Annotated in this window: 26 protein-coding genes and 1 tRNA gene; 19 read left to right on the top strand and 8 right to left on the bottom strand. The window is 69.3% G+C overall.

Features of this window, described 5'->3' with window-relative positions:
• Complete coding sequence (locus KV396_RS02570; protein ID WP_247956729.1) at window positions 1–1,365, top strand: NAD-dependent succinate-semialdehyde dehydrogenase; 1,365 nt, start codon at window positions 1–3, stop codon at window positions 1,363–1,365.
• A gap of 155 nt (window positions 1,366–1,520) precedes the next feature.
• Window positions 1,521–3,245 carry a ubiquinone-dependent pyruvate dehydrogenase gene (poxB, locus tag KV396_RS02565; protein ID WP_247956728.1) on the top strand — a complete coding sequence of 575 codons (1,725 nt, stop codon included), beginning with the start codon at window positions 1,521–1,523 and terminating at the stop codon, window positions 3,243–3,245.
• 68 nt (window positions 3,246–3,313) lie between these two features.
• Here the strand turns inward: poxB and KV396_RS02560 are convergent, their stop codons facing one another.
• Complete coding sequence (locus KV396_RS02560; protein ID WP_247956727.1) at window positions 3,314–6,112, bottom strand: hypothetical protein; 2,799 nt, start codon at window positions 6,110–6,112, stop codon at window positions 3,314–3,316.
• Window positions 6,113–6,134: 22 nt separating this feature from the next.
• Window positions 6,135–7,967, bottom strand: coding sequence for an HSP90 family protein (locus KV396_RS02555; protein ID WP_247956726.1), 1,833 nt, complete (start codon window positions 7,965–7,967; stop codon window positions 6,135–6,137).
• Between the two features lie 192 nt (window positions 7,968–8,159).
• Between KV396_RS02555 and KV396_RS02550 the strand changes: the two genes are divergently transcribed.
• The 3 genes from KV396_RS02550 to nusG all read left to right on the top strand — a co-directional run bounded on the left by KV396_RS02550 (window position 8,160) and on the right by nusG (window position 9,657).
• A tRNA-Trp gene (locus tag KV396_RS02550) sits at window positions 8,160–8,232 on the top strand.
• 39 nt (window positions 8,233–8,271) lie between these two features.
• Window positions 8,272–8,544 (top strand): preprotein translocase subunit SecE, encoded by a 273-nt coding sequence (gene secE, locus KV396_RS02545; RefSeq protein WP_247625129.1) that lies wholly within the window; start codon window positions 8,272–8,274, stop codon window positions 8,542–8,544.
• A 78-nt stretch (window positions 8,545–8,622) separates the two neighbouring features.
• Window positions 8,623–9,657 (top strand): transcription termination/antitermination protein NusG, encoded by a 1,035-nt coding sequence (nusG, locus tag KV396_RS02540; protein ID WP_247634128.1) that lies wholly within the window; start codon window positions 8,623–8,625, stop codon window positions 9,655–9,657.
• Window positions 9,658–9,720: 63 nt separating this feature from the next.
• Here the strand turns inward: nusG and KV396_RS02535 are convergent, their stop codons facing one another.
• Window positions 9,721–10,305 (bottom strand): hypothetical protein, encoded by a 585-nt coding sequence (locus tag KV396_RS02535; RefSeq protein WP_247956725.1) that lies wholly within the window; start codon window positions 10,303–10,305, stop codon window positions 9,721–9,723.
• Between the two features lie 252 nt (window positions 10,306–10,557).
• Between KV396_RS02535 and rplK the strand changes: the two genes are divergently transcribed.
• The 5 genes from rplK (at window position 10,558) to KV396_RS02510 (ending at window position 14,179) form a co-directional block, all read left to right on the top strand.
• Window positions 10,558–10,989, top strand: coding sequence for a 50S ribosomal protein L11 (gene rplK / locus KV396_RS02530; RefSeq protein WP_247625126.1), 432 nt, complete (start codon window positions 10,558–10,560; stop codon window positions 10,987–10,989).
• An 11-nt stretch (window positions 10,990–11,000) separates the two neighbouring features.
• Complete coding sequence (gene rplA / locus KV396_RS02525; RefSeq protein WP_247625125.1) at window positions 11,001–11,687, top strand: 50S ribosomal protein L1; 687 nt, start codon at window positions 11,001–11,003, stop codon at window positions 11,685–11,687.
• A gap of 190 nt (window positions 11,688–11,877) precedes the next feature.
• Window positions 11,878–12,696 (top strand): amino acid ABC transporter substrate-binding protein, encoded by an 819-nt coding sequence (locus tag KV396_RS02520; protein WP_247956724.1) that lies wholly within the window; start codon window positions 11,878–11,880, stop codon window positions 12,694–12,696.
• 3 nt (window positions 12,697–12,699) lie between these two features.
• A complete protein-coding gene (locus tag KV396_RS02515; RefSeq protein ID WP_247625123.1) occupies window positions 12,700–13,365 on the top strand; it encodes an amino acid ABC transporter permease in 666 nt (221 codons plus the stop codon).
• Entirely contained in the window at window positions 13,352–14,179 is an 828-nt protein-coding gene (locus KV396_RS02510; protein ID WP_282185366.1) for an amino acid ABC transporter ATP-binding protein, read from the top strand. The genes KV396_RS02515 and KV396_RS02510 overlap by 14 nt, the downstream gene beginning before the upstream one ends.
• Window positions 14,180–14,194: 15 nt before the next feature.
• Here KV396_RS02510 and KV396_RS02505 read toward each other — a convergent pair whose 3' ends face one another.
• The gene (locus tag KV396_RS02505; protein WP_247634131.1) at window positions 14,195–14,848 is read right to left on the bottom strand and encodes a LysE/ArgO family amino acid transporter; all 654 of its coding nucleotides are present in this window, start codon (window positions 14,846–14,848) and stop codon (window positions 14,195–14,197) included.
• 70 nt (window positions 14,849–14,918) lie between these two features.
• Here KV396_RS02505 and KV396_RS02500 point away from each other — a divergent pair, with 70 nt between their 5' ends.
• Window positions 14,919–15,797, top strand: coding sequence for a LysR family transcriptional regulator ArgP (locus KV396_RS02500; protein WP_247956723.1), 879 nt, complete (start codon window positions 14,919–14,921; stop codon window positions 15,795–15,797).
• Here KV396_RS02500 and KV396_RS02495 read toward each other — a convergent pair.
• Both KV396_RS02495 and KV396_RS02490 read right to left on the bottom strand, forming a co-directional pair.
• Window positions 15,788–16,282, bottom strand: coding sequence for a MarR family winged helix-turn-helix transcriptional regulator (locus KV396_RS02495; protein WP_247625120.1), 495 nt, complete (start codon window positions 16,280–16,282; stop codon window positions 15,788–15,790). The two genes, KV396_RS02500 and KV396_RS02495, sit on opposite strands and share 10 nt — an antisense overlap.
• Entirely contained in the window at window positions 16,269–17,966 is a 1,698-nt protein-coding gene (locus KV396_RS02490) for an MDR family MFS transporter (RefSeq protein WP_247956722.1), read from the bottom strand. The genes KV396_RS02495 and KV396_RS02490 overlap by 14 nt, the downstream gene beginning before the upstream one ends.
• A gap of 278 nt (window positions 17,967–18,244) precedes the next feature.
• Between KV396_RS02490 and KV396_RS02485 the strand changes: the two genes are divergently transcribed.
• Genes KV396_RS02485 through KV396_RS02465 form a run of 5 tightly spaced genes read left to right on the top strand, consistent with a single transcriptional unit; the run spans window position 18,245 to window position 21,433 of the window.
• Entirely contained in the window at window positions 18,245–18,880 is a 636-nt protein-coding gene (locus KV396_RS02485) for a SipW-dependent-type signal peptide-containing protein (RefSeq protein WP_247625118.1), read from the top strand.
• Window positions 18,881–18,887: 7 nt separating this feature from the next.
• Window positions 18,888–19,544 (top strand): SipW-dependent-type signal peptide-containing protein, encoded by a 657-nt coding sequence (locus KV396_RS02480; RefSeq protein WP_247956721.1) that lies wholly within the window; start codon window positions 18,888–18,890, stop codon window positions 19,542–19,544.
• Between the two features lie 34 nt (window positions 19,545–19,578).
• Window positions 19,579–20,193, top strand: a complete 615-nt coding sequence (locus tag KV396_RS02475; RefSeq protein WP_247956720.1) for a signal peptidase I — start codon at window positions 19,579–19,581, stop codon at window positions 20,191–20,193.
• Window positions 20,190–20,855: an LPXTG cell wall anchor domain-containing protein gene (locus KV396_RS02470; protein ID WP_247956719.1), complete on the top strand. Its 666-nt coding sequence runs from the start codon at window positions 20,190–20,192 to the stop codon at window positions 20,853–20,855. Before KV396_RS02475 ends, KV396_RS02470 begins: the two co-directional genes overlap by 4 nt.
• Before the next feature lie 44 nt (window positions 20,856–20,899).
• On the top strand, window positions 20,900–21,433 hold the full coding sequence (locus KV396_RS02465) for a hypothetical protein (protein WP_247956718.1): 534 nt from the start codon (window positions 20,900–20,902) through the stop codon (window positions 21,431–21,433).
• A 35-nt stretch (window positions 21,434–21,468) separates the two neighbouring features.
• Here KV396_RS02465 and KV396_RS02460 read toward each other — a convergent pair whose 3' ends face one another.
• On the bottom strand, window positions 21,469–22,149 hold the full coding sequence (locus KV396_RS02460) for a YqaJ viral recombinase family protein (protein ID WP_247625113.1): 681 nt from the start codon (window positions 22,147–22,149) through the stop codon (window positions 21,469–21,471).
• A gap of 333 nt (window positions 22,150–22,482) precedes the next feature.
• On the opposite strand from KV396_RS02460, the gene rplJ reads away from it, so the two are divergent.
• Together rplJ and rplL are read left to right on the top strand one after the other, a co-directional pair.
• Entirely contained in the window at window positions 22,483–22,971 is a 489-nt protein-coding gene (gene rplJ / locus KV396_RS02455) for a 50S ribosomal protein L10 (protein WP_247625112.1), read from the top strand.
• Between the two features lie 48 nt (window positions 22,972–23,019).
• Window positions 23,020–23,403 (top strand): 50S ribosomal protein L7/L12, encoded by a 384-nt coding sequence (gene rplL, locus KV396_RS02450; RefSeq protein WP_247625111.1) that lies wholly within the window; start codon window positions 23,020–23,022, stop codon window positions 23,401–23,403.
• Between the two features lie 67 nt (window positions 23,404–23,470).
• Here rplL and KV396_RS02445 read toward each other — a convergent pair whose 3' ends face one another.
• Window positions 23,471–24,475: a LacI family DNA-binding transcriptional regulator gene (locus KV396_RS02445; RefSeq protein WP_247956717.1), complete on the bottom strand. Its 1,005-nt coding sequence runs from the start codon at window positions 24,473–24,475 to the stop codon at window positions 23,471–23,473.
• A 304-nt stretch (window positions 24,476–24,779) separates the two neighbouring features.
• On the opposite strand from KV396_RS02445, the gene KV396_RS02440 reads away from it, so the two are divergent.
• Window positions 24,780–26,105, top strand: coding sequence for an ABC transporter substrate-binding protein (locus KV396_RS02440; RefSeq protein ID WP_247956716.1), 1,326 nt, complete (start codon window positions 24,780–24,782; stop codon window positions 26,103–26,105).
• Window positions 26,106–26,153 lie beyond the last annotated feature (48 nt).

Below are 26,153 nucleotides of genomic sequence, written 5' to 3'. Positions count from 1 at the left end.
ATGACCGACTACGCCGTCATCAACCCCGCCACCGGAGAGACGCTGGCGTCCTTCGACACCTTCACGGACGCGCAGATCGAACAGGCACTGGTCGCCGCCGACGAGGCGCACCGCGAGTGGTCGCGCACCTCGACCGTCGCCGAGCGCGCCGCGCTCCTGCGCCGTGCGGCCGAGCTGCACCGCGAGCGCCGCGAAGAGCTGGCCGACATCTTCGTGCGCGAGATGGGCAAGCCCCGCGAGGCCGCTCTGGGCGAGGTCGACTTCGCCGCCGACATCGCGGAGTACTACGCCGATCAGGCGGAGTCGATCATGGCCGACCAGCCGATCGCAATCCTCGGCGACGGCTCGGCGATCATCCGTCGCTCGTCGCTCGGACCGCTCGTCGGCATCATGCCGTGGAACTTCCCGGCGTACCAGATCGTGCGTTTCGCGGCGCCGAACCTGATCGTGGGAAACACGATCCTGCTCAAGCCCGCGCCGCAATGCCCGGAGTCGTCGACCGCGATCGAGGCGATCTACCACGACGCCGGATTCCCGAAGGGCGCGTACCAGAACGTGCTCGCCACGAACGAGCAGATCGCGACGATGATCGCCGACTGGCGCGTGCAGGGCGTCTCGCTCACGGGATCGGAGCGCGCCGGTGCCGCAGTCGCCGAGATCGCCGGACGCAACCTCAAGAAGGTGGCTCTCGAGCTCGGCGGGTCCGACCCGTTCATCGTGCTGTCGACGGACGACCTCGACGCCACCGTGCAGGCCGGTGTCGACGCGCGTCTCGACAACAACGGCCAGGCCTGCAACGGCGCCAAGCGCTTCATCGTCGTCGACGACCTCTACGACGCCTTCGTCGAGAAGTTCACGGCGGCGATGGCGGCGGTCGAGGCATCCGACCCGACGCTCGACGACACGGTCCTCGGTCCGGTGTCGTCCGAGACGGCGGCCGAGAACCTGCAGAAGCAGATCGATCAGGCCGTCGAGCAGGGCGCGACGCTGCTCACGGGCGGCACCCGCGAGGGCGCCTTCTTCGCCCCCACCGTGCTCGCCGATGTCACGCCCGCGATGAACGTCTACCGCGAGGAGCTCTTCGGGCCCGCGGCCGTCGTGTATCGCGTCGCCGATGAGGATGCCGCCGTCGATCTCGCGAACGACACGACCTTCGGTCTCGGCTCGTACGTCTTCACGACCGATGCCGCACAGGCCGAGCGCGTGGCCGACAGGATCGAGGCCGGCATGGTGTACGTCAACCTCGTGCTCGCCGACAGCCCCGAGCTGCCCTTCGGCGGCGTGAAGCGCAGCGGCACCTCGCGCGAGCTCGGACACCTCGCCGCCGACGAGTTCGTCAACAAGAAGCTCATCCGCATCGGCTGACCGCCCTTCGTCTCGCTGCCCCCGCTCAGGGACCGGAACACGCTCCGGTTCCTGAGCGAGGAGCGTAGCGACGAGACGAAGGACCCGACGGATGCCGAGCCGGCACTCGACACCCGATCAGACCGCGCGGGTCGGGGCGGGCGTAGGGTCGAAGCATGGCCAATGTCGCTGAGAACATCGTCAAGACTCTGCACGCCAACGGGATCGACCGGGTCTACGGACTGCCGGGCGATTCGCTCAACGGTTTCACCGACGCCCTCCGAAAAGACGGCACGATCCGCTGGGTCCACGTGCGCCACGAGGAGGCTGCCGCCTTCGCCGCCGCTGCGGATGCCGCCACCACGGGCGACCTCGCGGTCGTCGCGGGCTCCTGCGGGCCGGGAAACCTCCACCTGATCAACGGTCTGTACGACGCCAATCGCTCGCGCGTTCCGGTGCTCGCCATCGCCGCGCACATCCCGACGAACGAGATCGGCACGGGCTACTTCCAGGAGACGCACCCGCAGGAGCTGTTCCGCGAGTGCAGCGTGTACGTCGAGTACGTCGCCGACACCAAGCAGATGCCGCGGCTGATGGAGATCGCGATGCGCGCGGCGATCGAGAAGCGCGGCGTCGCCGTGCTGGTGATCCCGGGCGACGTCGCACTCTCCGAGATCGCCGACGACCGCAGCGTCGTGATCGAGCGCACCCGCCCGGTCGTCGTGCCCAGCGGCCCCGAGCTCGAGAAGGCGGCGACCCTGCTCAACGCCGCGAAGAAGGTCACGATCCTCGCGGGCGCCGGCGTCGAGGGAGCGCACGACGAGGTCATCGCCCTCGCGGACGCTCTCGGCGCACCCATCGTCCACGCGCTCCGCGGCAAGGAGTTCATCGAGTACGACAACCCGTTCGACGTGGGTATGACGGGGCTGCTCGGATTCGCCTCGGGCTATCGCGCGATGGAGTCCGCCGACGCGCTCCTGGTGCTCGGCAGTGACTTCCCCTACGAGCAGTTCTACCCCGAGAAGGCGAAGACGATCCAGGTCGACATCCGCGGCTCGCAGCTCGGCAAGCGGCATCCGCTCGATCTGGGCCTCGTCGGCGACGTACGTGCGACGGCCGAAGCCCTTCTCCCGCGCATCGCCCACAAGGACGACCGCGGCCACCTCTACGACGCCCTCGCGCACTACCGCAAGACCCGTGCGAAGCTCGACGACCTCGCGGTGCCGACGAAGCCGGGGCGTCCGATCCATCCGCAGTACCTCGCGAAGCTGCTGAACGACCACGCCGCAGACGACGCGATCTTCACCGCCGATGTCGGGTCTCCCACCGTCTGGGCGGCCCGCTACCTGCACATGACCGAGCAGCGCCGTCTGATCGGCTCGTTCACGCACGGGTCGATGGCGAACGCGCTGCTGCACGGTATCGGGGCGCAGGTCGCGCACCCCGACCGGCAGGTCGTCGCGCTCGCGGGCGACGGCGGACTCGCGATGATGCTCGGCGAGCTGATCACCCTCACCCAGAACCACCTGCCGGTGAAGACGATCGTCGTGAACAACTCCTCGCTCAACTTCGTCGAGCTCGAGATGAAGGCGGCGGGCTTCGTCACCTACGGCACCGACCTGACGAACCCGAGTTTCGCGGCGATCGCCGAGGCGATGGGCATCTTCGCCCGTCGGGTCGAGAACAGCGAGGACCTGCCGGATGCCGTCCGCGAGGTCCTCGCGCACGATGGCCCCGCGCTGCTCGACGTCGTCACCGAGCGCCAGGAGCTGTCGATGCCCCCGGCGATCGAGGCGGCGCAGGTCAAGGGCTTCGCGCTCTACGCCATCCGCACCGTCATGTCGGGACGCGGCGACGAACTCCTCGACCTGGCACGCGCGAACTGGCGCCAGTTCCTCTGACCCTCCGCTCGCTCAGGGATCCAGGAATCTGGGTCCCTGAGCCTGTCGAAGGGCCCGCCGCGAGAGACTCAGCTCTCGACGAGTGCCCGCACCTCGGCGGCCTCGCCGTGACGGCCGAGCCCCTCGAGCACGTCGCCGAGTTCGAGGGCCGCGACCTGGCGCAGCTGCGGGAACTCCGCCCCGTGCTCGATCGCACTGCGGTACACGGCCACCGCATCGGAACCGCGCTCGTTCGAGACGAGCACGCGGGCCGCGAACAGCTCTGAGCCCCCGGCGGAGCCGATGTCTCCGATGGTCGCGAAGGCGTCGGCGGCGGTGAGTGCGGCGGCGACGGACTCGTCGATCCGTCCGAGCTGGGCGAGCGCGCGCCCGCGGGAGTCCGTGACATCGGCGCGCAGCCAGTCGGCCTCGTGCTCGGTCGCGAGGGCTGCGACCTCGTCGAAGAGCGCGAACGCCCGCTCGTCGCCGCGCCCGCCGTAGGCCTGACCGAGGTTGTGCAGCACATCGGCCATGACGCCCACGGCGTCGGGTGCGCGACGCACGATGTCGGCGGCCGATTCGAGCAGCGCGAGCGCATCGTCGTTCTCGTCGAAGCGGGCGAGGATCTTGGCCTGCTCGCTCATGGCGCTGGCCTGATCCGCGTACTCCTCGCCCTGGCCGAACAGGTCGGCGGCGTAGCCGTACGCGCCGACCGCCTGACCGAACTCGCCCGCCGTGGCGAGCGAGCGGGCGAGCAGCATCGCCGTGGCGGCGCGCGAGGCGGGTTCGACCTCGGCCTTCTCCTCGCGCTCGAGCACGGTACCGAACAGCTCGGCGGCCTCCTCCGCATCGCCCGCCGCGAGCATTGCACGCGCGAGACGGAAGTCGGCGCCCGTGGCATCCGCCCCTTCCTGTGCGGCGATGCGCGCGAGCACCCGGAACCGCGCGACGGCCTTCTCGGGCTCGCCGGCGTCCTCCCACAGCGCGCCCGCGAGCAGGTGCGCCGAGCCGAGTGCACGGGTGGCCCCGAAGCCCGCGATCAGGCGGCAGACCTCGTCGGCATCGGCAGCGCCCTCGGCGAAGTCGCCGCTGCCGCCGCGGATGCGGGCCCGCGTCTCGAGCGCGTGCGCCCGGTGGCCCGTGCTGAGGTCGTCCTGCGCGATCAGCCGGTCGAGCAGCGCGGATGCCGCTTCGGTGTCGCCCTTGTGCAGCAACGCCGAGATCGCGACGAGCGTCGTCGTGTTCGACAGGCGGGCGTCCTCGGCCTCTGCGAATGCACGCGCCGCCTGCTCGGCGAGGTTCAGCGCGGCGTCGGCGTCGTCGCCGCGCAGGTGCAGCGATGCCCGGCTCAGGGCGAGATCTCCCCGCGACCACGCCGGCAGAGCCGCGGCGTCGGCGAGCTCGCGGTCGAGGGCAGCGGCATCCTCGGGGGTGGCGAGGCCGAAGGTCGCGAGCCCGAGGCGCTCCTCGAGATCGGCCTGCTCGGCCTTTCCCGCCGCGCGCAGCGCGGCGATGCGCTCGGGAAGCACCGGCCACGCATCCTCGGCGCGATCGAGCGCGACGAGGATGCCGAGGCGCATCGACAGCAGCTGCGCGCGCTTCTCGGGGTCGGCGACCTCGAGGGCGTGCGGGAGCGCGGCGAGGGTGCCCTGCTCGTCGCCGTACTGGGCGAGCTGCATCGCGCGCTCGTACCAGCCTTCGGCGTCCGTCGGATCGACGGTGGCGGGCTGTGCGACGAAGGCATCCGAGCGGATCGGCACGTCGTAGCTCTCGGTTCCGAGCGCGCGCATCCGCTCGAGTGCGCGGGCGTGACCGTCGGTACCGTCGCGGCGGTCGAACTCCGCACCGAGGCGCTCGGCCGTCGCCCAGGCGGCTGCGGCGAGGTCGGCGGCGCTCCAGGGACCGTCGTGCGGTCCGAAGAACGGCACGAGGGCCGCGGCATCCGCTCCCCGCACCGGGGTCTCGCCGTGGCCGGTCGCGGCGACACGGTCGAGCGCGACGGCGAACGCGGCGAGGGCGGCGAAGTGCGCGTCGACGTTGAGTCCGTCGTGCGCGAGCCAGCCGATGTGCCGTTCGACGAGCGACAGTGCGCGCGCCTCGTTGCCGGTGATCGCGGTGAAGACGATGTTGTTCGCGACGATGCGGAGGTTGTCGGGGTTGTCCTTCGCGAGCCGGTAGCTGCGCAGGTGCGCGGTCTTGGCCTCTTCGCCCCGCCCGTTGCGCAGGTACGGCACCAGCACGCGCGAGAGGGCGTGCTCGGGTTCCTCGCCGCACGAGAAACCGCCCTCGATCATCTCTTCGACGAGGCGGATGGCGTCGGCATCCCGATCCGTCTCGGCGAAGAACCCGGCGAACTGGCTGCGCCCGCAGGCGTCGCAGTGGCTGTGGTCATCGCGCGGGGTCGCCTCGAGCTGCACGCGCAGCGCCTCGGCATCGTCGATGCGTCCCGCGTCCCACGCGTCTTCGAAACGGGCGGTGAGCACGCCGCTGAGTCCGAGGTCGGCCGCGCGGTAGTGGGTCTCCATGTCGTCGAGCACCGCGGCGATCTGCTCCTGCGAGAACGCGGGGGAGGAGCGCAACGACGACGCCATCCACTTGAACTGCCACATCAGGTCGGCCCCGCCGTACTCGAGGTCGGCGGGGAACCGGCCGGGGTCGGCGTCGTGGCGGGCGAGGCACCAGGCGAAGGAGTTGAGCATGACGTCGGTCGCGCCGTTCATGTTCGCCGACGCGGTCTGCCGCATGCGCGCCTGGTACTCGAGCTGCTCGTCGCCGATCTCCTGCGCGAGGGCGACCGCCTCGGCCACGAGAGTCTGCTCGGCGGGGCCCCAGGGCGTGCGGTCGATCTCTTCGATGAGTTGCGAGAAGCGCTTCTTCGGACGGGTCATGGACATCTCCTCGGTGCGGGAATCAGCGGGCGGGCCCGTCGGCGGTGCCCTCGAAGGGGAACGCGTCCTCTTCGAGACCGGCCGAGAGCGAGACGAGGTCGCTGAGAGCCGTGGTCATCAGCGTGCGGTCGGCATCGCTGAGCGGGTGGTGCCCGGCGAGCAGGGCCTGGATGTACAGCAGCTGGAGGGTGCGCGCGAACACGGCGTCGTCATCGACGCGGACCAGGGCGCGCACGACGCGGTTCGACCAGTTCAGGCACAGGCGCGCGCTCAGGTCGTCGTCGCGGGCGGAGGACAGCGTCTGGTCGATCTTGTCGAGCACACCGCCCCAGAGCGAGCCGGTGATGCCCTTCGTGCGGCCGCGGTCGATCGCACGCAGCACGTCCGGGTCGGCGACGTACAGGCCGGTCAGGTCGGGGCGGTCGATCGATCGCACCACGACCGCGCACGACGAGGCCGCGAGCACGGCGCTCGCCCTGGCCTCGAGGGCGACGGCGGCGTCGCGGTCGTCGAGCGGCGGAGGGTCGAGCCGGTCGAGTTCACCGGTGACGTCGACCTTCTCGATCGTCACGGCGGGGTAGAGGTCCGGCAGCATGCGCACGAGGTCGGCGTCGTAGAGGTAGCCGCCGTTGACGAGCACCTCGGATGCCGGCGAGATGCCGGCGACCTGGCGGAACTCGTCGACCGACGAGGCGTAGCGCACGTGCGGGTAGCGTTCGACGAGGTCGCCCAGCTGCATCGTGCCGTGGGTCGTCTCGACGGTCAGCCACCGGGTGATGAACCGGGCCAGTTCCTCGTCGTGACGCACGAGCGACTTGAGCCCGAGCTCGTGGATCGCGACGAACTGGGCCAGCCGGTGCGGCTCGCGCAGACCGAGCTCGAGGATCCAGCGGCGGATGCCGGCGCCGAGCTGTTCGCGCACGCGTTCGAGTGCCGCGTCCTCGACGAGCGATTCGCGGCTCGCGGTGGGCGCGAGCCCGGTGGAGTCGACGACCGCTCTGACGAAGAACGCCCAGTCGGGGAGCACGTCGGCGGCGCGCTCCGAGAGGAGCATCCGGCCGAGGTACATGCGCGTGGCCTGCCGTGCGCCGGGAGGAGGAGCGAAGGGCAGCACGTAGGCGAGTCCGCGGGTGCCGGTGGCCGGCTCGTGCAGCTCGATGACGTCGAGGGGCGCCGCCCCGAGCAGTTCGCGGCCGTACTGCACGGCGGTTTCGGGGATGCCGTCGAGGAACGGGGCCGGGTGCGTGATGTCGATGTCGCCCGCGCCGGAGTCGATCGTGACCCGCACGGGGAGGAACTCGCCGAAGGCGGTCGCGAGCTCGTTCACCGCGGCGGGGCGCAGCAGGTCGCCCGCGTCGAAGCGCGGCACGAGGTGCACGCTCGTGCCGATCGGCAGCTCCTCGTCGATCTCGGCGACCTGGAAGGTGCCGTCCGAGCTGCCCGTCCACTCGACCGACGCCCCGCCCTTCGCGCTGCGGGAGCGGATGACGATGGTGTCGGCGACCATGAAGCAGCTGAGCAGGCCGATCCCGAACTGGCCGAGGTAGTCGCTGCGGGGCAGGTCGAAGATGTCGCGCTTGGAGCTGCGGCCGACGGTGGCGAGCAGATCGGCGACCTCGGTGAGCGTGAGTCCCACGCCGTCGTCGCGCAGCACGAACTCGCCGTTCTTGGCGGTGAGCGGGGTGATGCGGATCCGTCCGCCCCCGCCGTCGACCTCTCGTCGGGCGGTGATCGCGTCACGGGCGTTCTGCAGCAGCTCGCGCAGATAGACCCGGGGGCTGGAGTAGATGTGGCGGCTCAGAAGGTCGACGACGCCGCGCAGATCGACCTGGAACTGCTGCACATCCGCTGTCATCGACACCCCTCCCAGAGATTCCCCGCATCGAAGCCTACAAGAGGGGGCCGACGTCGCCCCGGTTCGGCGGGCGACGTCGGATGCCGTACACTGGGGGAGCAGTTTGTTCTCTGCATTCTTTCGCCGTGCCCCGGGTCACTCCGAGTCATTCCGTGAAAGGATGTGGGAACACCCCGAGACCTCCCGGTCTCTAGGGCGGTAGCTCAATTGGCAGAGCAGCGGTCTCCAAAACCGCAGGTTGCAGGTTCGATTCCTGTCCGCCCTGCGCGTCAGCGCACGCTGACACACGAAAGGTACATTCAGGATGAGTCAGGACGAACCGCGCGGCGAGGTCATCGCGGCTGGCGCCGCCCGCGAGAAGAAGGGCAACCCCTTCTCCCGGTTCTTCGGAAGCATCGCCCTGTTCATCCGCCAGGTCATCTCCGAACTGCGCAAGGTCGTCACACCGACCCGCAAAGAGCTGTTCAAGTTCACCGCGGTCGTGCTCGTCTTCGTCCTGATCGTGATGGGTATCGTCTACGGCCTCGACACGTTCTTCGCGTTCGTGACGCACTACGTGTTCGGTATCCCCGGCTGATGACACCCCCGCGGCTCGCGCCGCAGGCTGACCGACAAGTCTCCACGGCTCTCGCCGCGGTGAGTGGAAAGAAGCAACGTGTCTGAACGATATTCCGACGACGCCGACTGGGCACCTGCCGCAGAGCAGTCCAGTGAAGAGGACGAGGCCCAGGAGGGCAACATCCTCGCCGCGGAAGAGCGCGCATCCGAGTCGGCGGAGCACGTGGCCGTGCACGTCGAGGACGAAGACGGCGATGACACCGACGACGACATCGAAATCGAAGACCCGGAGGCGGACGCGATCGTGAACGACGCTCTCAACCTGGACGAGGCAGCGGAGTCCGAAGCCGCCGCCGAGGTCCTGAACGACGCAGTGGCCGAAGAGACGGCCGAGCTCGAGGCCGCCGAGGCCGACGAGGTCACCCCCTACGACGGGCCCGACGTGAACGGCGAGGAAGACCGTCCCGCCGCCGACGTCGAGGCCGACGAGGACGACGAGGACTCCGAGGAAGACCCCTACGAGGCGTTCCGCCTCGACCTGCGGATGCTTCCCGGCAAGTGGTACGTCATCCACTCGTACGCGGGCTTCGAGCGCAAGGTCAAGGCGAACATTGAGCAGCGCAAGTCGACGCTCGAGGTCGAGGACGAGATCTACCAGGTCGAGGTCCCGATGGAGGACGTCGTCGAGATCAAGAACGGCCAGCGCAAGATGGTCACCCGCGTGCGCATCCCCGGCTACGTGCTCGTGCGCATGGAGCTCACGGAAGACACCTGGTCGGTCGTGCGCCACACCCCGGGCGTCACGGGCTTCGTGGGCAACGCCCACAACCCCACGCCGCTGCGCTTCGAAGAGGCCTTCAACATGCTGAAGTCGCTCGTCGAGGTCAAGGACGTGCCGACCGCCAAGAACATCGCGTCGAAGGGCGGCGTCGCCGTCGCCCGTCCGCTGCCGGCAGAGGTCGACTTCGAGGTCGGCGAGACGATCACCATCAAGGAGGGTTCGTTCGCGGGCCTTCCCGGTTCGATCAGCGAGATCAAGCCCGAGAGCGGCAAGCTCACGGTCCTCGTCTCGCTCTTCGAGCGCGAGACCCCGGTCGAGCTGTCGTTCGACCAGGTCACGAAGATGATCTGACCCAGAACTCTTCACGCAGAACGCCCCGCCGGTCCGTCCGGCGGGGCGTTCTGCGTTCGGTCGCTAGTCGCGATCAGCCGCGGCGACCATCGCGACCACGAAGTACGCGACGCTGTCCTCGGGGCCGTTCTCCACGCGCTTGAACGCCTTGCTCAACGGATTGGAATAGTCGCCCTTCGGGCCGACGACCAGAAGGTCGAACGGAGCCCGGAGCGGTACGTGCTCCGGAGTCTCCACCCAGCGGTAGCCGTGCTGGCGCACCATCACCTCGCCCACGTAGAACCCGGCGGCGAGCACGGTCTCCGCCACGGCGTCGCTGCCGGGTTCCTCGAAGTTCCCGAGCACGCCGTCGACCGTGCGCAGACTCTCGACCGAGTAGTCGAGAGTGATGCCGTCGATGTTCCGCACGGCGTCGGCGAACGTCTGCGCGTGCGCTGCGGCGAACTCCGCCTCGGGCGGATGCTGCAGGCGCAGACCCCGGCCGGAGAACGCGGCTCCGCGAACCGGAGCACCGCCGTCGAGCTCGGCGGCCAGTTCCGCCTCGAGGTCGCCGCGGATGATCGGCATCGCCGTCGTCGGCGGCGCGGCTTCGACGCGCGGTGCGGCTGGGGGAGTCGGGGTCTTCGGCGTGCGGCGGAACAGTCCCATTCGTGCTCTCCTTCTCCTGCCACCTCTCGTGCCGAGGTGGCGGTGGCTGACCCGTTCACCCTCGCATCCGTATCCGACTTCCGGCTGGGAACACCCGCGCGTCGCGCGAGGTGCGAGCGACGGCATCCATCCGGTAGACTTCTATGGTTTGTGCGCCGCTTCTGCGTGCGTGCGAACATCACCGCCATCCGGAATCGCCGGATCGCGGGAGAGCGGATGCATCCGGCATCCGTTCGAGGAAAGGAAGAGGAAATGGCACCGAAGAAGAAGGTGACCGGCCTGATCAAGCTTCAGATCAACGCCGGTGCAGCCAACCCGGCGCCGCCGATCGGCCCCGCGCTCGGTCAGCATGGCGTCAACATCATGGAGTTCTGCAAGGCGTACAACGCCGCGACCGAGTCGCAGCGCGGCAACGTCATCCCCGTCGAGATCACCGTCTACGAGGACCGCAGCTTCACCTTCATCCTGAAGACCCCGCCCGCAGCGGAGCTCATCAAGAAGGCCGCCGGCGTGCCCAAGGGCTCGTCGACCCCGCACACCGTCAAGGTCGCGAAGATCACCAAGGAGCAGGTCCGTCAGATCGCCGAGCAGAAGCAGGCCGACCTGAACGCGAACGACATCGAGGCCGCCTCGAAGATCATCGCCGGAACCGCCCGTTCCATGGGCATCACGGTCGAGGGCTGAGGAGAATAATCATGGCTAAGTCCAAGGCTTACAAGGCTGCCGCCGAGAAGATCGAGGCAGACCGTTTCTACACCCCGACCGAGGCAGTCGCCCTCGCGAAGGAGACCGGCTCGTCGAAGTTCGACTCGACCGTCGAGGTCGCGCTGAAGCTCTCCGTCGACCCCCGCAAGGCGGACCAGATGGTGCGCGGCACCGTCATCCTGCCCCACGGCACCGGCAAGACCGCCCGCGTCATCGTCTTCGCCACCGGCCCCGCGGCCGAGGCAGCGATCGCTGCGGGTGCCGATGAGGTCGGCGGCGCCGAGCTCATCGAGAAGGTCGCCGGCGGCTGGACCGCGTTCGACGCGGCCGTCTCCACCCCGGAGCTCATGGGCCAGGTCGGTCGTCTCGGTAAGGTCCTGGGTCCGCGCGGCCTGATGCCGAACCCGAAGACCGGCACCGTGACCCCGAACACGGCCAAGGCCGTCGAGGAGATCAAGGGCGGAAAGATCGAGTTCCGCGTCGACAAGCACGCCAACGTGCACTTCGTCGTGGGCAAGGCCTCCTTCACCGCCGAGCAGCTCGACGAGAACATCGGCGCAGCGCTCGAGGAGATCGTCCGCCTCAAGCCGTCCAGCTCGAAGGGCCGTTACATCCAGAAGGGTGCGGTGTCGACCACGTTCGGCCCCGGCATCCCGCTGGACGTCAACTCCATCTGACGCTGAGTCACCGAAACGCCCCCGGGTCCGCCCGGGGGCGTTTCTGCGTCCCGGCATCCGCACCCGATATACCAAAACCGCAACGCAACGTCATCGCCGGCCCGCCACCCCCTCGACTCCACGTACTGTGGGGGAGTCCCGCCGCGGTCGCGTAAAATCGCACCGCGCACCTTATGCCCCAGGAGGGTTCATGTCCCGTCGTCTCATCGCCGTCACCGCACTCGTCGTCGCCGCCGCGGCGCTCACCGCCTGCAGCGGTTCGAGCACGCCCGCCAGCACGTCGAGCGACGAGAGCTCGGCCTCCTCGGACTTCGGTCTCGCGACGGAGGGCACGCTCACGGTCGGTACCGAGGGCACCTACCGCCCCTTCAGCTTCCACGACGACAACGGCGCGGGCGAGCTCACCGGCTACGACGTCGAGATCATCGAGGCCGTCGCCGACAAGCTGGGCCTCGAGATCACCTTCGAGGAGACCCAGTGGGACGCGATCTTCGCGGGGCTCGACGCGGGTCGCTTCGACGTGATCGCGAACCAGGTCACGATCAACGACGACCGCACGGCGAAGTACCTCTTCAGCACGCCGTACACCGTCTCGCCCGGCGTGATCGTGGTCGCCGATGACGACGACTCCATCTCGTCGTTCGCCGACCTCGAGGGCAAGACCACCGCCCAGTCGCTCACGAGCAACTGGAAGGACCTCGCCGAGGAGTCCGGCGCCAAGGTCGAGGGCGTCGAGGGCTGGGCGCAGGCCGTCGAGCTGCTGCGTCAGGGCCGCGTCGACGCGACCATCAACGACAAGCTCACCTTCCTCGACTACGAGACGACCAACAGCCCCACGGGCCTCAAGATCGCAGCCGAGACCGACGAGGCGGGCGAGCAGGCCTTCGCCTTCACGAAGGACAAGGAATCGCTCGTCGAGGCCGTCGACGCCGCGCTCGAAGAGCTGCGCGCAGACGGCACGATCGCCGAGATCAGCGAGAAGTACTTCGGCGAAGACGTCTCGCAGTAACCGATGGAGAGCCCCTGGCAGCTGTTCCTGGACTCGCTCGGGCCGATCGCCCTGGCGGGTCTGACGGCGACGGTCCCGCTCGCGCTGGCGTCGTTCGCCCTGGGGCTCCTCATCGCGGTCGGCGTCGCCCTGATGCGGATCTCGGTGAACCCGATCGTCTCGGGAATCGCCCGGTTCTACATCTCGGTGATCCGCGGCACCCCGCTGCTCGTGCAGCTGTTCGTGATCTTCTACGGCATGCCCTCGATCGGCATCACGATCGATCCCTGGCCGAGTGCGATCATCGCCTTGTCGCTGAACGTCGGCGGCTACGGCGCCGAGGTCGTGCGTGCCGCGATCCTCTCCGTGCCGCAGGGGCAGTGGGAGGCCGCGTACACGGTGGGCATGAACCGCACCCGCACCCTGACCCGCATCGTCCTGCCGCAGGCCGCGCGGGTGTCGGTGCCCCCGCTGTCGAACACGTTCATCTCGCTCGTGAAGGACACCTCGCTCGCGTCGCTGATCCTCGTGACCGAGCTGTTCAAGGTGGCGCAGCAGATCGCCTCGACCACCTACGAGTTCATGGTGCTCTACCTCGCCGCGGCGCTGGTCTACTGGGTGTTCTGCCTCGTGCTGTCGTTCGGCCAGAGCGCCCTCGAGAGGAGGCTCGACAGCCGTGTCGCCCACTGACCCGATCGCACTCCCGCCCCAGGCACCGCAGGGCGAGGAGCTGCTCGCCGCCCGCGGCCTGCGCAAGAGCTTCGGCGACAACGAGGTGCTCCGCGGCATCGATCTGACGCTGCACCGCGGCGAGGTCGTCGTGCTCGTCGGCCCCAGCGGCTCCGGCAAGACGACCGTGCTGCGCGCGCTCAACGGCCTCGAGACCCCGGATGCCGGCACGATCGTCGTCGCGGGTGGACCCGACATCGACTTCGCCCCGGACGCTCGCCCGAAGCCGCGCGTGCAGAAGCAGAAGCGTCTCGCCCTGCGCGACCGCTCGGCGATGGTGTTCCAGCACCACAACCTCTTTCCGCACCTCACCGTGCTCGAGAACGTGATCGAGGGTCCGTGGCGGGTGCAGGGGCGCCCGAAGGCCGAGGTCGTGGCCGAGGCGCGGGTCCTGCTCGACCGCGTGGGTCTCGCCGACAAGGCGGATGCTCGACCCCATCAGCTCTCGGGCGGTCAGCAGCAGCGCGTCGGCATCGTGCGTGCACTCGCTCTCAAGCCCGACCTGCTGCTGTTCGACGAGCCGACCAGTGCGCTCGACCCCGAGCTGGTGGGTGAGGTGTTGCTGGTGATCAAGGAGCTCGCCGACGAGGGCTGGACCATGGCCGTCGTCACCCACGAGCTGAGCTTCGCCCGCGAGGCCGCCGATCACGTGCTGTTCATGGACGGCGGTGTGGTGGTCGAGCAGGGGCCGCCGGACGAGCTCTTCAGCGCCCCGAAGCACGAGCGCACGCAGCGCTTCCTCACGCGCATCCTGCGCCCCCTCGACGGCATCTGACCCGGGAGCGCGCCCTCAACCCAGAACGGGCAGCACGAGGCTGACGGCGAGGGCGATCATCACGACGGCGATGAGCGCGTCGAGGATCCTCCACGAGCGCGGCGTCCGCAGCCAACGGCCCAGGTAGCGGGCGCCGAAGCCGAGAGCGGTGAACCACAGGATGCTGGCCGTCACCGCGCCGGCGGCGAAGAGCCAGCGCTCCTCGCCGTGCGTCGCCGCGATCGAGCCGAGCATCAGCACGGTGTCGAGGTACACGTGCGGGTTCAGCCAGGTGAGGGCGAGGACGGTGAGGACCACGGGCGCCAGGGCGGTGCGCGTCGCGGTGGCCGTGCCGCCCGCAGAGGGGGCGGTCTCGCCCGCGGGCTCCGAGGCATCCAGCGCCTGGCCCTCGCCGCGCCAGGCGCGACGGGCGGCGAGCAGGCCGTAGGTCAGCAGGAAGAGTGCCCCGGCCCAGCGGGCGACGACGACGAGCCAGGGGGCGGCGGCGATGACGAATCCGAGCCCGGCGACGCCGGCGATGATGAGCGCGGCATCCGAGAGCGCGCAGATCACGACGACCGCGAGAACGTGCTCGCGGCGGATGCCCTGACGCAGCACGAAGACGTTCTGCGCGCCGATCGCGACGATGAGGGAGAGGCCCAGGCCGAGGCCGGAGAGCACCGAGAGCATGGTCTCAGCGTAGAAAGCGCCTCCATAAAGAACCAGCGCAGATTCCTTCAGAACCATTAGCATCGCTAATGTGAGGATCGATCCTGAACTGGCCGCCACTCTCGCCGCCGTCGCCGACGAAGGAACGCTCGACGCGGCATCCCGCGCCCTGCGCATCACCCCGTCCGCGGTCAGCCAGCGGGTGAAGACGCTGGAGCAGCAGCTGGGGCGCATCCTGCTCGTGCGCACCAAGCCCGTCCGACTCACCGAGGCGGGGGAGTCGGTGGTGCGCCTCGCTCGCCAGATCGCTCTGCTCGAGCAGGACGCCCTGACCGGACTCGGTGTCGACGACGGCATCCCGACGAGCAGGCCCGTCATCCCGCTGGCCGTCAACGCCGACTCGATGGCGACGTGGTTCCTGCCTCCGCTCGCTCGCCTCGCGGAGCGGCACGGCATCGACTTCGATCTTCATCGCGACGATCAGAACTTCACCGCGCGCCTGCTCGAGTCCGGCGACGTGATGGCCGCGGTGACCAGCGAGAGCGCACCGGTGGCGGGCTGCTCGGTCTCGCCGCTCGGGGTGCTCGAGTACCGGGCGGCCGCGGCCCCCGGGTATGCGCAGCGATGGTTCCCGGGCGGGGTGACGGCGGATGCTCTCGCCGTCGCGCCCTTCGTGGACTTCGACCGCCGCGACACGCTGCAGCACGAGTGGTTGCGCACACAGGGCGTCTCGCCCGAGGGCATCCCGCGGCACTACGTCCCGGCATCCCACGACTACGCGCGCGCGGTCGAACTGGGGCTCGGATGGGGGATGGTCCCGGCCGTGCAGGAGGCCGCTGGGCTGGTGCACCTCGGAGCCCCGGCGCTGCGCGTGCAGCTCTACTGGCAGCAGTGGAACCTGCGCTCCGCACTGCTCGACACGATCGCCGCCGAGATCGCCGCCGAGGCGCGGGCGGTCCTTCAGCCCTGAGCGGCGGTCGGCATGCCGGGCGTCCCGCCGGAGGCGAGGGCGTGCAGGAGTCGGGTGAGGCTCTCGATGTCGTCGATGTCCCAGTCGGTGAGCGACTGCATGAGCATGCCCTCCTGGGGTTTGCGGGCGAGCGCGAGGCGCTCCTGGCCGTGGGGCGTGAGGCGCAGGATCGACGAGCGGCGATCCGTCGGATCGGCCGTGCGCTCGACGAGGTCGAGGTCTTCGAGCTCGCGGACGGTGCGGCTGGCCTGCCCCTTGTCCATCAGCATCCGCTCGGCGAGCATCGACACGGTCGCCTGCTCGCAGCGCGCGATCGTCGTGAACGCTTTGTATGCCCCGGGGAGCATGCCGGGGCTCACCCGGTTCGCGTTCTCCAGGATGAGGCGACGGAAGTGCGTGATCAGATCGCTGAACTCCGCCTCGAGGGCGCGGACCGCAGCGGTCCGCGCCTCCGAGGCGTCGATCGGGTGATCAGTGGCGGTCATCGGATGCCGTTCCCGTCGAGCCGCGGCCGTCGACGACGGTCAGGGTGCCGGTGGTCGCCGCACCCGAGAGGGCGACGGAGTCGGCGATCGCCGTCTCGCCGGCACCGTCGGCCGCGGCATCCGCCGATGCCCGCTCGCTCGTGGTCATCGTCGTCAGCGGCCGGTTCGGGAGGAACAGGATCGCGACGAGGCTGATGACGGCGAGCGGGATGCCGATGACGAAGGCGTGCGAGATCGCCTGGGCGTAGAAGTCCTCGATGATCGGTCGCACGGGCTCGGGGAGCAGGCGCACCTCGGGCAGCGTGCCGCTGGTGAGCAGCGCCGCGACATCGGCACCCTTCTCGCCGAGCTGCGCGATCGCGGCGCCCAGGCGCTCCTTGCCGTCGGCGAACAGGCCGGTGAGCGAGTTCGCGAGCACCGCGCCCATCACCGAGACGCCGACGGTACCGCCGAGGCTGCGGAAGAAGGTGACGCCCGAGCTCGCGACGCCCATCTCGCTCGGCTTCGCGACGTTCTGCACGATCAGCACGAGGTTCTGCATCGTCATGCCGACGCCGGCACCCATGAGGAACATGTAGATCGAGACGAGTACGAAGTCCGTGTCGTAGTGCAGTGTCGACAGCAGCACGGACCCGGCGATCAGCAGCACGGCCCCGAGCACCAGGTAGCCCTTCCACTTGCCGAAGCGCGTGACGAGCTGCCCGATCACCATCGAGGAGATCAGCAGTCCCGCCATCATCGGCAGCGTCATGAGACCCGCCTCGGTGGGCGTCGCGCCGCGGGAGAGCTGCATGTACTGCGCGAGGTACACCGAGGTGCCGAACATCGCGACGCCGATCGAGATCGACGCGATGACCGAGAGCGTGAACGTGCGTCCGCGGAACAGCGTGAGCGGGATCAGCGGCTCGCGCACTTTCAGCTCGACGATGACGAACGCGATCGCGGCGACGACGGCTCCGCCCACCATGAGTGCCGTCTCGGTGCTCCACCAGTCGAAGGTCGACCCGGCGTTCGTGATCCAGATGAGGATCAGCGACACGGCGGCCGAGAGCAGCACGATGCCGACGTAGTCGATCGACGCCTTGCGGGTGCGCTCGGTCGAGATCTTCAGCGTGCGCTGCAGGATGATCAGCGCGGCGACGGCGAACGGCAGGGAGACGAAGAAGTTCCAGCGCCAGTTCGCGGCATCCGTGATCCATCCGCCCAGCAGCGGTCCGCCGACCGTCGCGACGGCCATGACGGCGCCGAAGAGGCCCATGTACCGGCCGCGCTCACGCGGGCTGATGATGTCGGCCATGATGACCTGGCTGAGGGCGGCGAGTCCGCCGCCGCCGAGACCCTGGATCGCGCGGAAGGCGATGAGGGTGTTCGTGTCCTGCGCGAAGCCGGCCGCGGCGGTCGCGCCGACGAAGATGATGATCGCGATCTGGATCAGCAGCTTGCGGTTGAACAGGTCGGCGAGCTTTCCCCAGATCGGCGTCGAGATCGCGGTGGTCAGCAGGGTGGCGGTGATGACCCAGGTGTAGGCGGCCTGATCGCCACCGAGGTCGTGGACGATGACGGGCATCGACGTCGAGACGACCGTGGTGGCGATCATCGAGACGAACATGCCGAGCAGGAGGCCGGTGAGGGCCTCGAGCACCTGGCGGTGCGTCATCTTGGCGGGAGCGGAGTCCGTGGACATGCAGGACCTTTCGCGGTCGGAGAGTGGATGCCGCGACAGCCCTGGCGCGCGCGAAGATGGTTGAACTTCGTCAACTATAGGACGGTGGTTGATGTTCGTCAACTATCGATCCGCGCCAGGTCGCGAACGCGCAACGATCGGGACCGCAGGCGAAAGATACCTTGAACGACCGTGCAGTCTCGGGAAGGATGGCCGGAACGCAACGGTGCGCGGCCTCTGAGGGGTGGCCATATGACGTACCGGAGCGACCGATAAGAATTCCTGAGGGGGAATCGCACATGGTTACGAAGGATCGGAAGCGCAAGACTCTGGCAGTGCTGGCGGGCGGGCTCGTGCTCGGCGTCGGAGTGGCGGTGACGCTCGCGGCCTGGAACGACTCCGAGTTCGCGACCGGCACGTTCACCGCCGGCTCGTTCAATCTGCAGGGCTCGACCGCGGGTGACGTGAGCGCCAACTACAGCGATCACAACGTCGACACCGGAGGAACGGCGGCCACGCTCGCCTTCACGCTGCCCACCGGCGTCGTCGGCAACATGGCACCGGGAGACGCGGTCTACGCGGGCTTCTGGGTGCGACTCGCTCCCGGAACGACGACGGGCGCGAGCCTCTCGGCCGCCGGCACGACGACGGGTGCCGCCGCGACGACGAACTCCGGCAACCTGTCGTACCAGGTGTACCAACTCGCACCCGGAGCCACCTGCAACGCGGCATCCGCCACCGGCACCCCCGTCGCGACCGGGGCGACGATGGACGCGCAGACCGGCGTGACCGCGATGACGCTCACGCAGGGAGCGGATGCCGCGACCGCCGGAACCGCCGTTCAGCTGTGCTTCAAGGTGACCGCCGGCACGGCGCTGAAGCAGGGCGTCGCGACCACGACGACCTGGAAGTTCACGGCGACGTCGACGAGCTGAGTCCGTCATGCAGACCCGCAGAGCGATGCGGGAGGCGAAGCGACTGCGCTCCCGCCGGATACGGGCCGTCCTCGCGGGCGGACTCGTCTTCGGTGTGGGCGCGGCCATGACTCTCGCCGCCTGGAACGACTCCGAGTACGCGACCGCGACGTTCACCGCCGGACGATTCGACATCGTCGGCGCGACCGACGGTGCCACGTTCTCGAGCCATGCGACGACGGGAGCTGCGGCGACGCTGAGCTTCGCCGTCGCGCCCACGGCCATGGTGCCCGGCACGACGACGTATGCGCTGTTCAGCGTCAAGACGGCCAACCCGTCCGGTGCGGGCACGCTGCAGCTGACGGCGGGGACGCCGAGCGGCACCGGGCTCGCCACGCACCTGACGTACGGGGTGCGCCTGGTGCCGACCGCGGCGACCCCGAGCCAGTCGTGCACGGCCGCGACGTACGCCGCGGCATCCGCCTCGACGTCCATCGTCGTCGCCGACGGGTCGGCGCTCACGACGAACGGCGCAGCGACCGGTACCGTACCGCAGGCTGTGACCGCGAACGGCGGCAACCAGCTGAACTACTGCGTCGCCGTGACGCTTCCGACGACCGCGGTCAACGCCGCGCAGGGGCTCACCATGACGCAGACCTGGCAGATCCAGGGAACATCCACCTGACCGTCCGCAGCGGTCGACCACGCGAGGAGGGGTGATGAGCACGCCGACCACGAGGCGGGGCCTGCGCGAGCAGGCCGTCGCGTCGGGCGCGCCCGCGATGGCCCCGGCGCCCGTGGTGCCCCGCCGCCGCGGCGGCATCGGACGGATGCTCGGCGACCTCGGCCTGTGGATCGCCGCCGCGGCCGGGGTCGTCTGCATCGTGCTCGTGATCCTCGCCGTGACCGCGAACATCACGCTCATCATGTTCCGCACCGGGTCGATGTCTCCGACGATCCCCGCAGGATCCGTGGCGGTCGTGCAGCGGGTGGATGCCGCTCAGGTCGAGATCGGAGACGTCGTGACGGTCGACCGAGAAGGCGAGTTGCCGGTCACGCACCGCGTCACCTCGGTCGAACCCGGTGCGAGCGAGTCCGAGCGCATCATCACGATGCGCGGCGACGCGAACGCCACCGACGACCCCTTCCCCTACACCGTGACCTCGGTGCGGACCGTGCTCTTCTCGATCCCCGGCATCGCGAGCGTGATCGTCGGGATGGGCGACCCGTGGGTGCTCGGAGGACTCACCGCGGGGGCCACGGTGCTCGTGATCTGGGCGTTCTGGCCGCGGTCGGGATCGGCCGCGACCCGCAAGCAGCAGGGGCTCACATGAGGCGCCGACTCGCGATCCTCCCGCCGGCGCTCGTCGCCGCCGGCATCCTCGCGGCCGCCCCCGTCATCCTGGCTGCCGCGCCCGCGTGGGCCGCTCCGACGACCGAGGTGATCCAGGGGCGCGTGCTGCGCCTCGTCTCGGTCGCCGACTGGGCGCGGGCCTCGCGGCTGCTGCCCGGCGAGCCGGTCCAGTGGGACGTCGCGGTGAGTGCGAGCCCGCCCGATCCCGGCACCGTCACGATCGCCGTGAGCGCCGCCGGGGACGCGCCGCTGCTGGTCGACGCGGCCCTTTGCATGCAGGAGTGGCAGGAGAGCGGATGCCCGGGCGGGGCCGAGGAGCTCGAGTCGGGATGGAGCATCCCGCGCGACGGTTCCGAAGTCGCGCTCGCCGCGTTCCCCTCCACCGACGTCGCACACCTGCGGCTGTGGATCACCCTCGACGCCGATGGCGACAACGGCATCACCGACGTGCGCGTGCACGCGCAGGGTGTGGGGGAGGCGGTGGTCACCGGACCCGGGGGCGATCCTCTCCCGGCCACGGGCGGGTCGATCGCGCCGTGGGCGACCGGGGCGGGCGTGGGGTTGGCCGTGGCCGGCATCGGGCTCGTGGGGCTGCGCCGGCGGGACCGCCGCGGCGCGCAGATCCGGGAGGGTGATGCATGAGCGGGCGGGATCGGATCGGGTCGCGGGGTGGGAGGAGACGGCGGATGCTCGCCGGGATCGTCGGGCTGTCGGTGTTGCTCGCCGGCGGCACGGTCTCGAACGTTCCCCTCACCGAGGCACGGTTCACCGGTACCGAGAACGTCGCCTCGGGAACGTTCACCTCGTTCCGCCTCGTCCCACCGCAGATCACCGCGGTCGTGAACTGCACGGGGCTGCTGGGACTGGGGCTCGCGAACGGCGTGACGTTGGAGTGGTCGTTCCCTGCGGGGGCCGCCTATTCGGGCTTTGCTCCGGCGGCGAACGCGCAGTGGGCGTTCAACGCCGCCGGCGACAACTGGCAGGCGGTCACGACCACCACGGTGTCGCCGGGGGTATATCGAACGACCTTCAACACCGGCATCATCAGCGATCTCCTCAGCCTGCTTCTCGGCGGGTCGATGGCGTTCCAGGTGCGGACGAAGCTCAACGCCACGTCGACCTGGGTGTCGACCCAGACCTCGAGAGTGACGTTCACGAACACCGGAGGAGGCCCGCTCGGGCTCTCACCCGTGTGCTCCGCACCGGTCAACGGCACCTGAACCGGGGCCGGGGCCGTGCGCGGGTCTGCGAGACGTCAGTCCGCGAGGGCGAGCGCGCGGAACGCGTCGCGCTCGCGCAGCTGCTCGCGGCGGCTGGCCGCGGCATCCGTCGTGCGGGTCGGAACCTGCTGACCGGTCGTGCGACGGTAGAGCTCGTCGATGAGGTCGGTCGCGAGGCCCACGAGCTTCGCGATCTCGCGGTCGTCGCGGTCGATCCACACGCAGCGCGGCTCGTCGTGGATGGGGGCGAAGTCGACGTGCTCCTCCCAGACGAAGAGCGTGCGTTCGGCGCCCAGCACGTGCTGTTGCCACCACACCTGGCGGAGGTAGGTGCGCGGGATGCCGCGGAACGCCTTGTTCGTCGTCTTGATCTCGGCGAGCTTGATGCGGCCGTCGGCGTCGACCGCGATGCCGTCGGGGGTCGCGAGGTGGCGGTGCTCGACCTCGGCGCGGAACAGGGCGGACGAGGGCAGGATGCCGTGGGTCGCCGCCACCCAGGCGGCGATCTCGGGCTCGCGGCGCCGGCCATGATCGGTGTAGGCGTTGCCGCCGAAGCGGGGTCCGCCGCCGAGCTTGGACTCGGCCGCCCGCGCGATCGACCTCTCGGAGGTGAGTCCGGCGACGTCGGTGGCGGTGATGCCTCGTGACCGGGCCCGCAGCCAGGCAACGCGGTCGCGGGAGTCCGCGACGATGCGTGCGGCGAGTTCGGGGGTCACCCATCGAGCGTAACCCCGCCCTCCGACCTCGCCGACCCCACACGCCGCTCGTCCGCGCCGTGCCGTTGTCTCGGTGATCATGGCGGCGCAAAGAGACCCCGCGATTTGGGGGAGCGGATGCCGTGGGGTACAGTTGAACCAACCGAAGACCGCTGGTCATCGTCGTGTGCGCGAGTACATGTCGATCGAAGCTCTGCATCGCAGGGGCCCGCGCAGGTGTCACGATCTTTTCAGAGCTCCGTGCGCTTGCGCCGGAGCTCTTCTTGTTGTTGCGGGCGGTCCAGGTCGGCGCCCCACCACCGTGCGGCGCCTCGTACACACCAAGGAGTGACCATGGCGCAGAAGGATGCATCGGTCGCCGAGCTCACGAAGTCATTCGAGAACTCGTCCGCCGTCCTGCTGACCGAGTACCGCGGTCTGACGGTTGCCCAGCTCAAGGAGCTGCGCAACAGCATCCGTCAGGACGCTGAGTACGCCGTGGTGAAGAACACGCTGACCAAGCTTGCGGCCAACAAGGCCGGCATCACCGCGCTGGACGACGACCTCAAGGGTCCGTCGGCCGTCGCGTTCGTGCACGGTGACTTCGTCGCCACCGCCAAGGCTCTGCGTGACTTCGCCAAGGCCAACCCGCTTCTCGTGATCAAGGCCGGCATCTTCGAGGGCGAAGCCCTCACCGCCGACGAGGTCAACAAGTACGCCTCGCTCGAGAGCCGTGAGGTTCTGCTGGCGAAGGCTGCGGGCATGATGAAGGCGACGATGGGCAAGGCTGCCGCCACCATCGACGCGCTTCGCGAAAAGCTGGAGACCGCAGAGGCCGCGTAAGCGTCCGGCGATCTCGTCTACAAACCCCATCTATCTAGGAGATACATCATGGCGAAGCTTTCCACCGAGGAGCTGCTCGAGCAGTTCGCCGGCCTCACCCTCATCGAGCTCAACGAGTTCGTGAAGGCGTTCGAGGAGAAGTTCGAGGTCACCGCTGCTGCACCCGTCGCCGTTGCCGGCGCTGCGGGTGGCGCAGGCGCTGCTGAGGCTGAGGAAGAGAAGGACTCCTTCGACGTCATCCTCGAGTCGGCTGGCGACAAGAAGATCCAGGTCATCAAGACGGTCCGCGAGCTCACCTCGCTGGGCCTCGGCGAGGCCAAGGCCGTCGTCGACGGTGCTCCCAAGGCCGTGCTCGAGGGCGCGAACAAGGAGACCGCCGAGAAGGCGAAGGCTGCTCTCGAAGAGGCAGGCGCCACGGTTACCCTCAAGTAATCGCGTCTGAACGCTTCACGAATGCCCCGGCTCCGGCCGGGGCATTCGTGCGTTAAGGGGGCGCGCCTCAGCGCGGCGCGGCGGTCGACCCGCGCACCACGAGAGCGGATGCCGCGGCGACCTGCTCGACGGCTGAATCCGGGTCGTCCATCCGCTGCGTGAGGAGACGGACGGCGTCGTGACCCTGGTCGCGCGGCGACTGGCGGATCGTCGTCAGGGCGAAGAGCTCGGCGTGCTCGTGGTCGTCGATCCCGACGACGCTGAGCTCGGTCGGCACGGCGATGCCGAGGCGCCGGGCGGCGATGATCGTACCGATCGCGGCCTCGTCGCACACCGCGACGATCGCGGTCGGCCGGTGCCGCCGATCTCCGAGGATGCCGACGGCTGCGGCGTACCCCTCGGAGAGGGTGGGGCCCGATCCTGCGACGCGTGCCTCGTCGGCGATCCCGGCGGTGCCGAGCGCGGCGAGATAGCCGTCGATGCGCTTCTCGTCGCCGTAGCTGAGCGCCGCGGCATCCGTCGTCCCGCCGACGAACGCGATCGCGGTGTGGCCCAGCTCGATCAGGTGCTCGGTGGCGATGCGCGCGGCGGCGGCGTCGTCGATCGAGACGGCGCTCGATCCCTCGCTGTAGGGCCCGACGCTGACGAGCGGACGCCCGGTCTGCTGCAACCGCTCGAGTTCGTGAGCACTGGGCTGGATGCCGACGGCGATGATGCCGTCGAAGCGACGGCGGGGGAGCACGTTCGAGAAGAGACGCTCGCGGGTCTCTGACCCCTCGGGGACCCCGTAGAGGGCGAGGTCGTAGTCGAGCGCGAACAGTGACTCCTGGATGCCGGCGAGGAGCTCGGCGAAGAACCAGCGGTCGACCGGGGGCATGACCACCCCGACGGTCTGCGTGCGGCCGGTGGCGAGGCTGGTGGCGGAGGAGTGGGCGACGTACGACAGCTCTGCGGCGGCCTGTTCCACGCGCTGACGCGTCTCGTCCGAGACGTAGCCGCGTCCGCTGAGAGCCCTGCTCGCGGTGGCCTTCGAGACGCCGGCGCGGGCTGCGACGTCGGCGATCTTGCTCATCGGTCCTCCTCGACCAATCTCGGCATCGAGGGTTCTCGCTCGTGGCATCGACGCCGGCGCGCGGGGGGACGCGCCGATGTCAGCGTAGTGCGTGACGGGGCCGAAAAGGAACCGGTTCCACACGAAAACAATGAGAGCGCTCCCATTCCGCATCCCGATATGCCGCGAAAGGATGCGATCTTGTGACCTTCCCCAGTTGTGCCGCGGGAGGAAAGGCCAGTAGGTTTACCTGGAATCGGTTCCCCAATGGTTGCGGCGATTGCTCCCTTGGGCGGACGATGATCCACCTGAAGAGGAGAAGTAAATGGCTTTGTCACAGCGATACCGCCTTCTTGCACCGATCGCGCTCGTCGGAGCAGCGACCCTGGTTCTGGCCGGCTGCGCCGAGGGCGGCAGCGGCGACGGCGGTGGAGATGCGAAGACCACGGTCCGCATCTCCGGAGGTATCACGGGCGTCGAGGCTGACGACCTGAACAAGTCCTTCGAGCAGTTCACCGAAGACACCGGCATCACCGTCGAGTACACCGGCGACAAGGGCTTCGAGGGCAACATCGTGACCAAGGTCACCGGTGGCGACGCCCCCGACATCGCGATCGTCCCCCAGCCGGGTCTGCTCAAGACCCTCGTCGACACTGGCAAGGTGAAGGCGGCGCCCGAGGCCGTCGAGGCGGCGGTCGACGAGAACTGGTCCGAGGACTGGAAGAAGTACGGCACGTTCGACGACACCTTCTACGCGGCACCGATGCTCGCGAACCTCAAGGGCTACGTCTGGTACTCGCCCAAGCAGTTCGCCGAGTGGGGCGTCGAGGTCCCGACCACGTGGGACGAGATGCTGACCCTCACCCAGACGATCGTCGACACGACCGGCGGCCCCGCCTGGTGCGCCGGCTTCTCGTCCGAGGCGGCGTCCGGCTGGCCGGGAACCGACTGGATCGAGGACCTCGTCCTCCGTCAGTCCGGCCCCGAGGTCTACGACCAGTGGGTGGCCGGTGAGGTCAAGTTCACCGACCCCGAGATCAAGGAAGCCTTCGACGCCGTCGGCGAGATCCTCCTCAACCCGGACTACGTCAACGCGGGCTACGGCGACGTGAAGAGCATCAACTCCACCGCCTTCGGCGACGTGGCGGCGACCCTGGCGCAGGGCAAGTGCGCCCTGACCCACCAGGCGTCGTTCCTCTCGGCGAACTTCCTCGAGGCGCAGACCGCCGACGGCAACACGCCCGAGATCGGACCCGACGGTGACGTCTACGCGTTCATCATGCCGGGCGAGACGGCCGGCGAGGTCCAGGTCGAGGGTGGCGGCGAGTTCGTCGCCGGATTCTCCGACGACGACGCGACCCAGCAAGTTCTCGAGTTCATGGCCTCGCCGGAGTTCGCCGACGCACGCGTGAAGCTCGGTGGCGTCATCTCCGCCAACAAGAACGCCGACCCGAGCCTCGCCTCGAGCGAGTTCCTGAAGGAGGCCATGGAGACGATGCAGAGCGACACCACCACGTTCCGCTTCGACGCCTCCGACCTGATGCCGTCGACCGTCGGTTCGGGTTCGTTCTGGAAGGGAATGGTCGACTGGATCGACGGCAAGGACACCGACACGGTGCTCTCCGACATCCAGGCCGGCTACGAGAACTGATCGTCTCGCTACGATCAGCGTGAGCTGAGCGGGGTCGGGCTCCAGAGC

Origin of the sequence: Microbacterium galbinum, from assembly GCF_023101185.1 — a bacterium.
Classification (GTDB): domain Bacteria; phylum Actinomycetota; class Actinomycetes; order Actinomycetales; family Microbacteriaceae; genus Microbacterium; species Microbacterium galbinum.
This window is presented reverse-complemented; position numbering and strand designations above follow the sequence as displayed.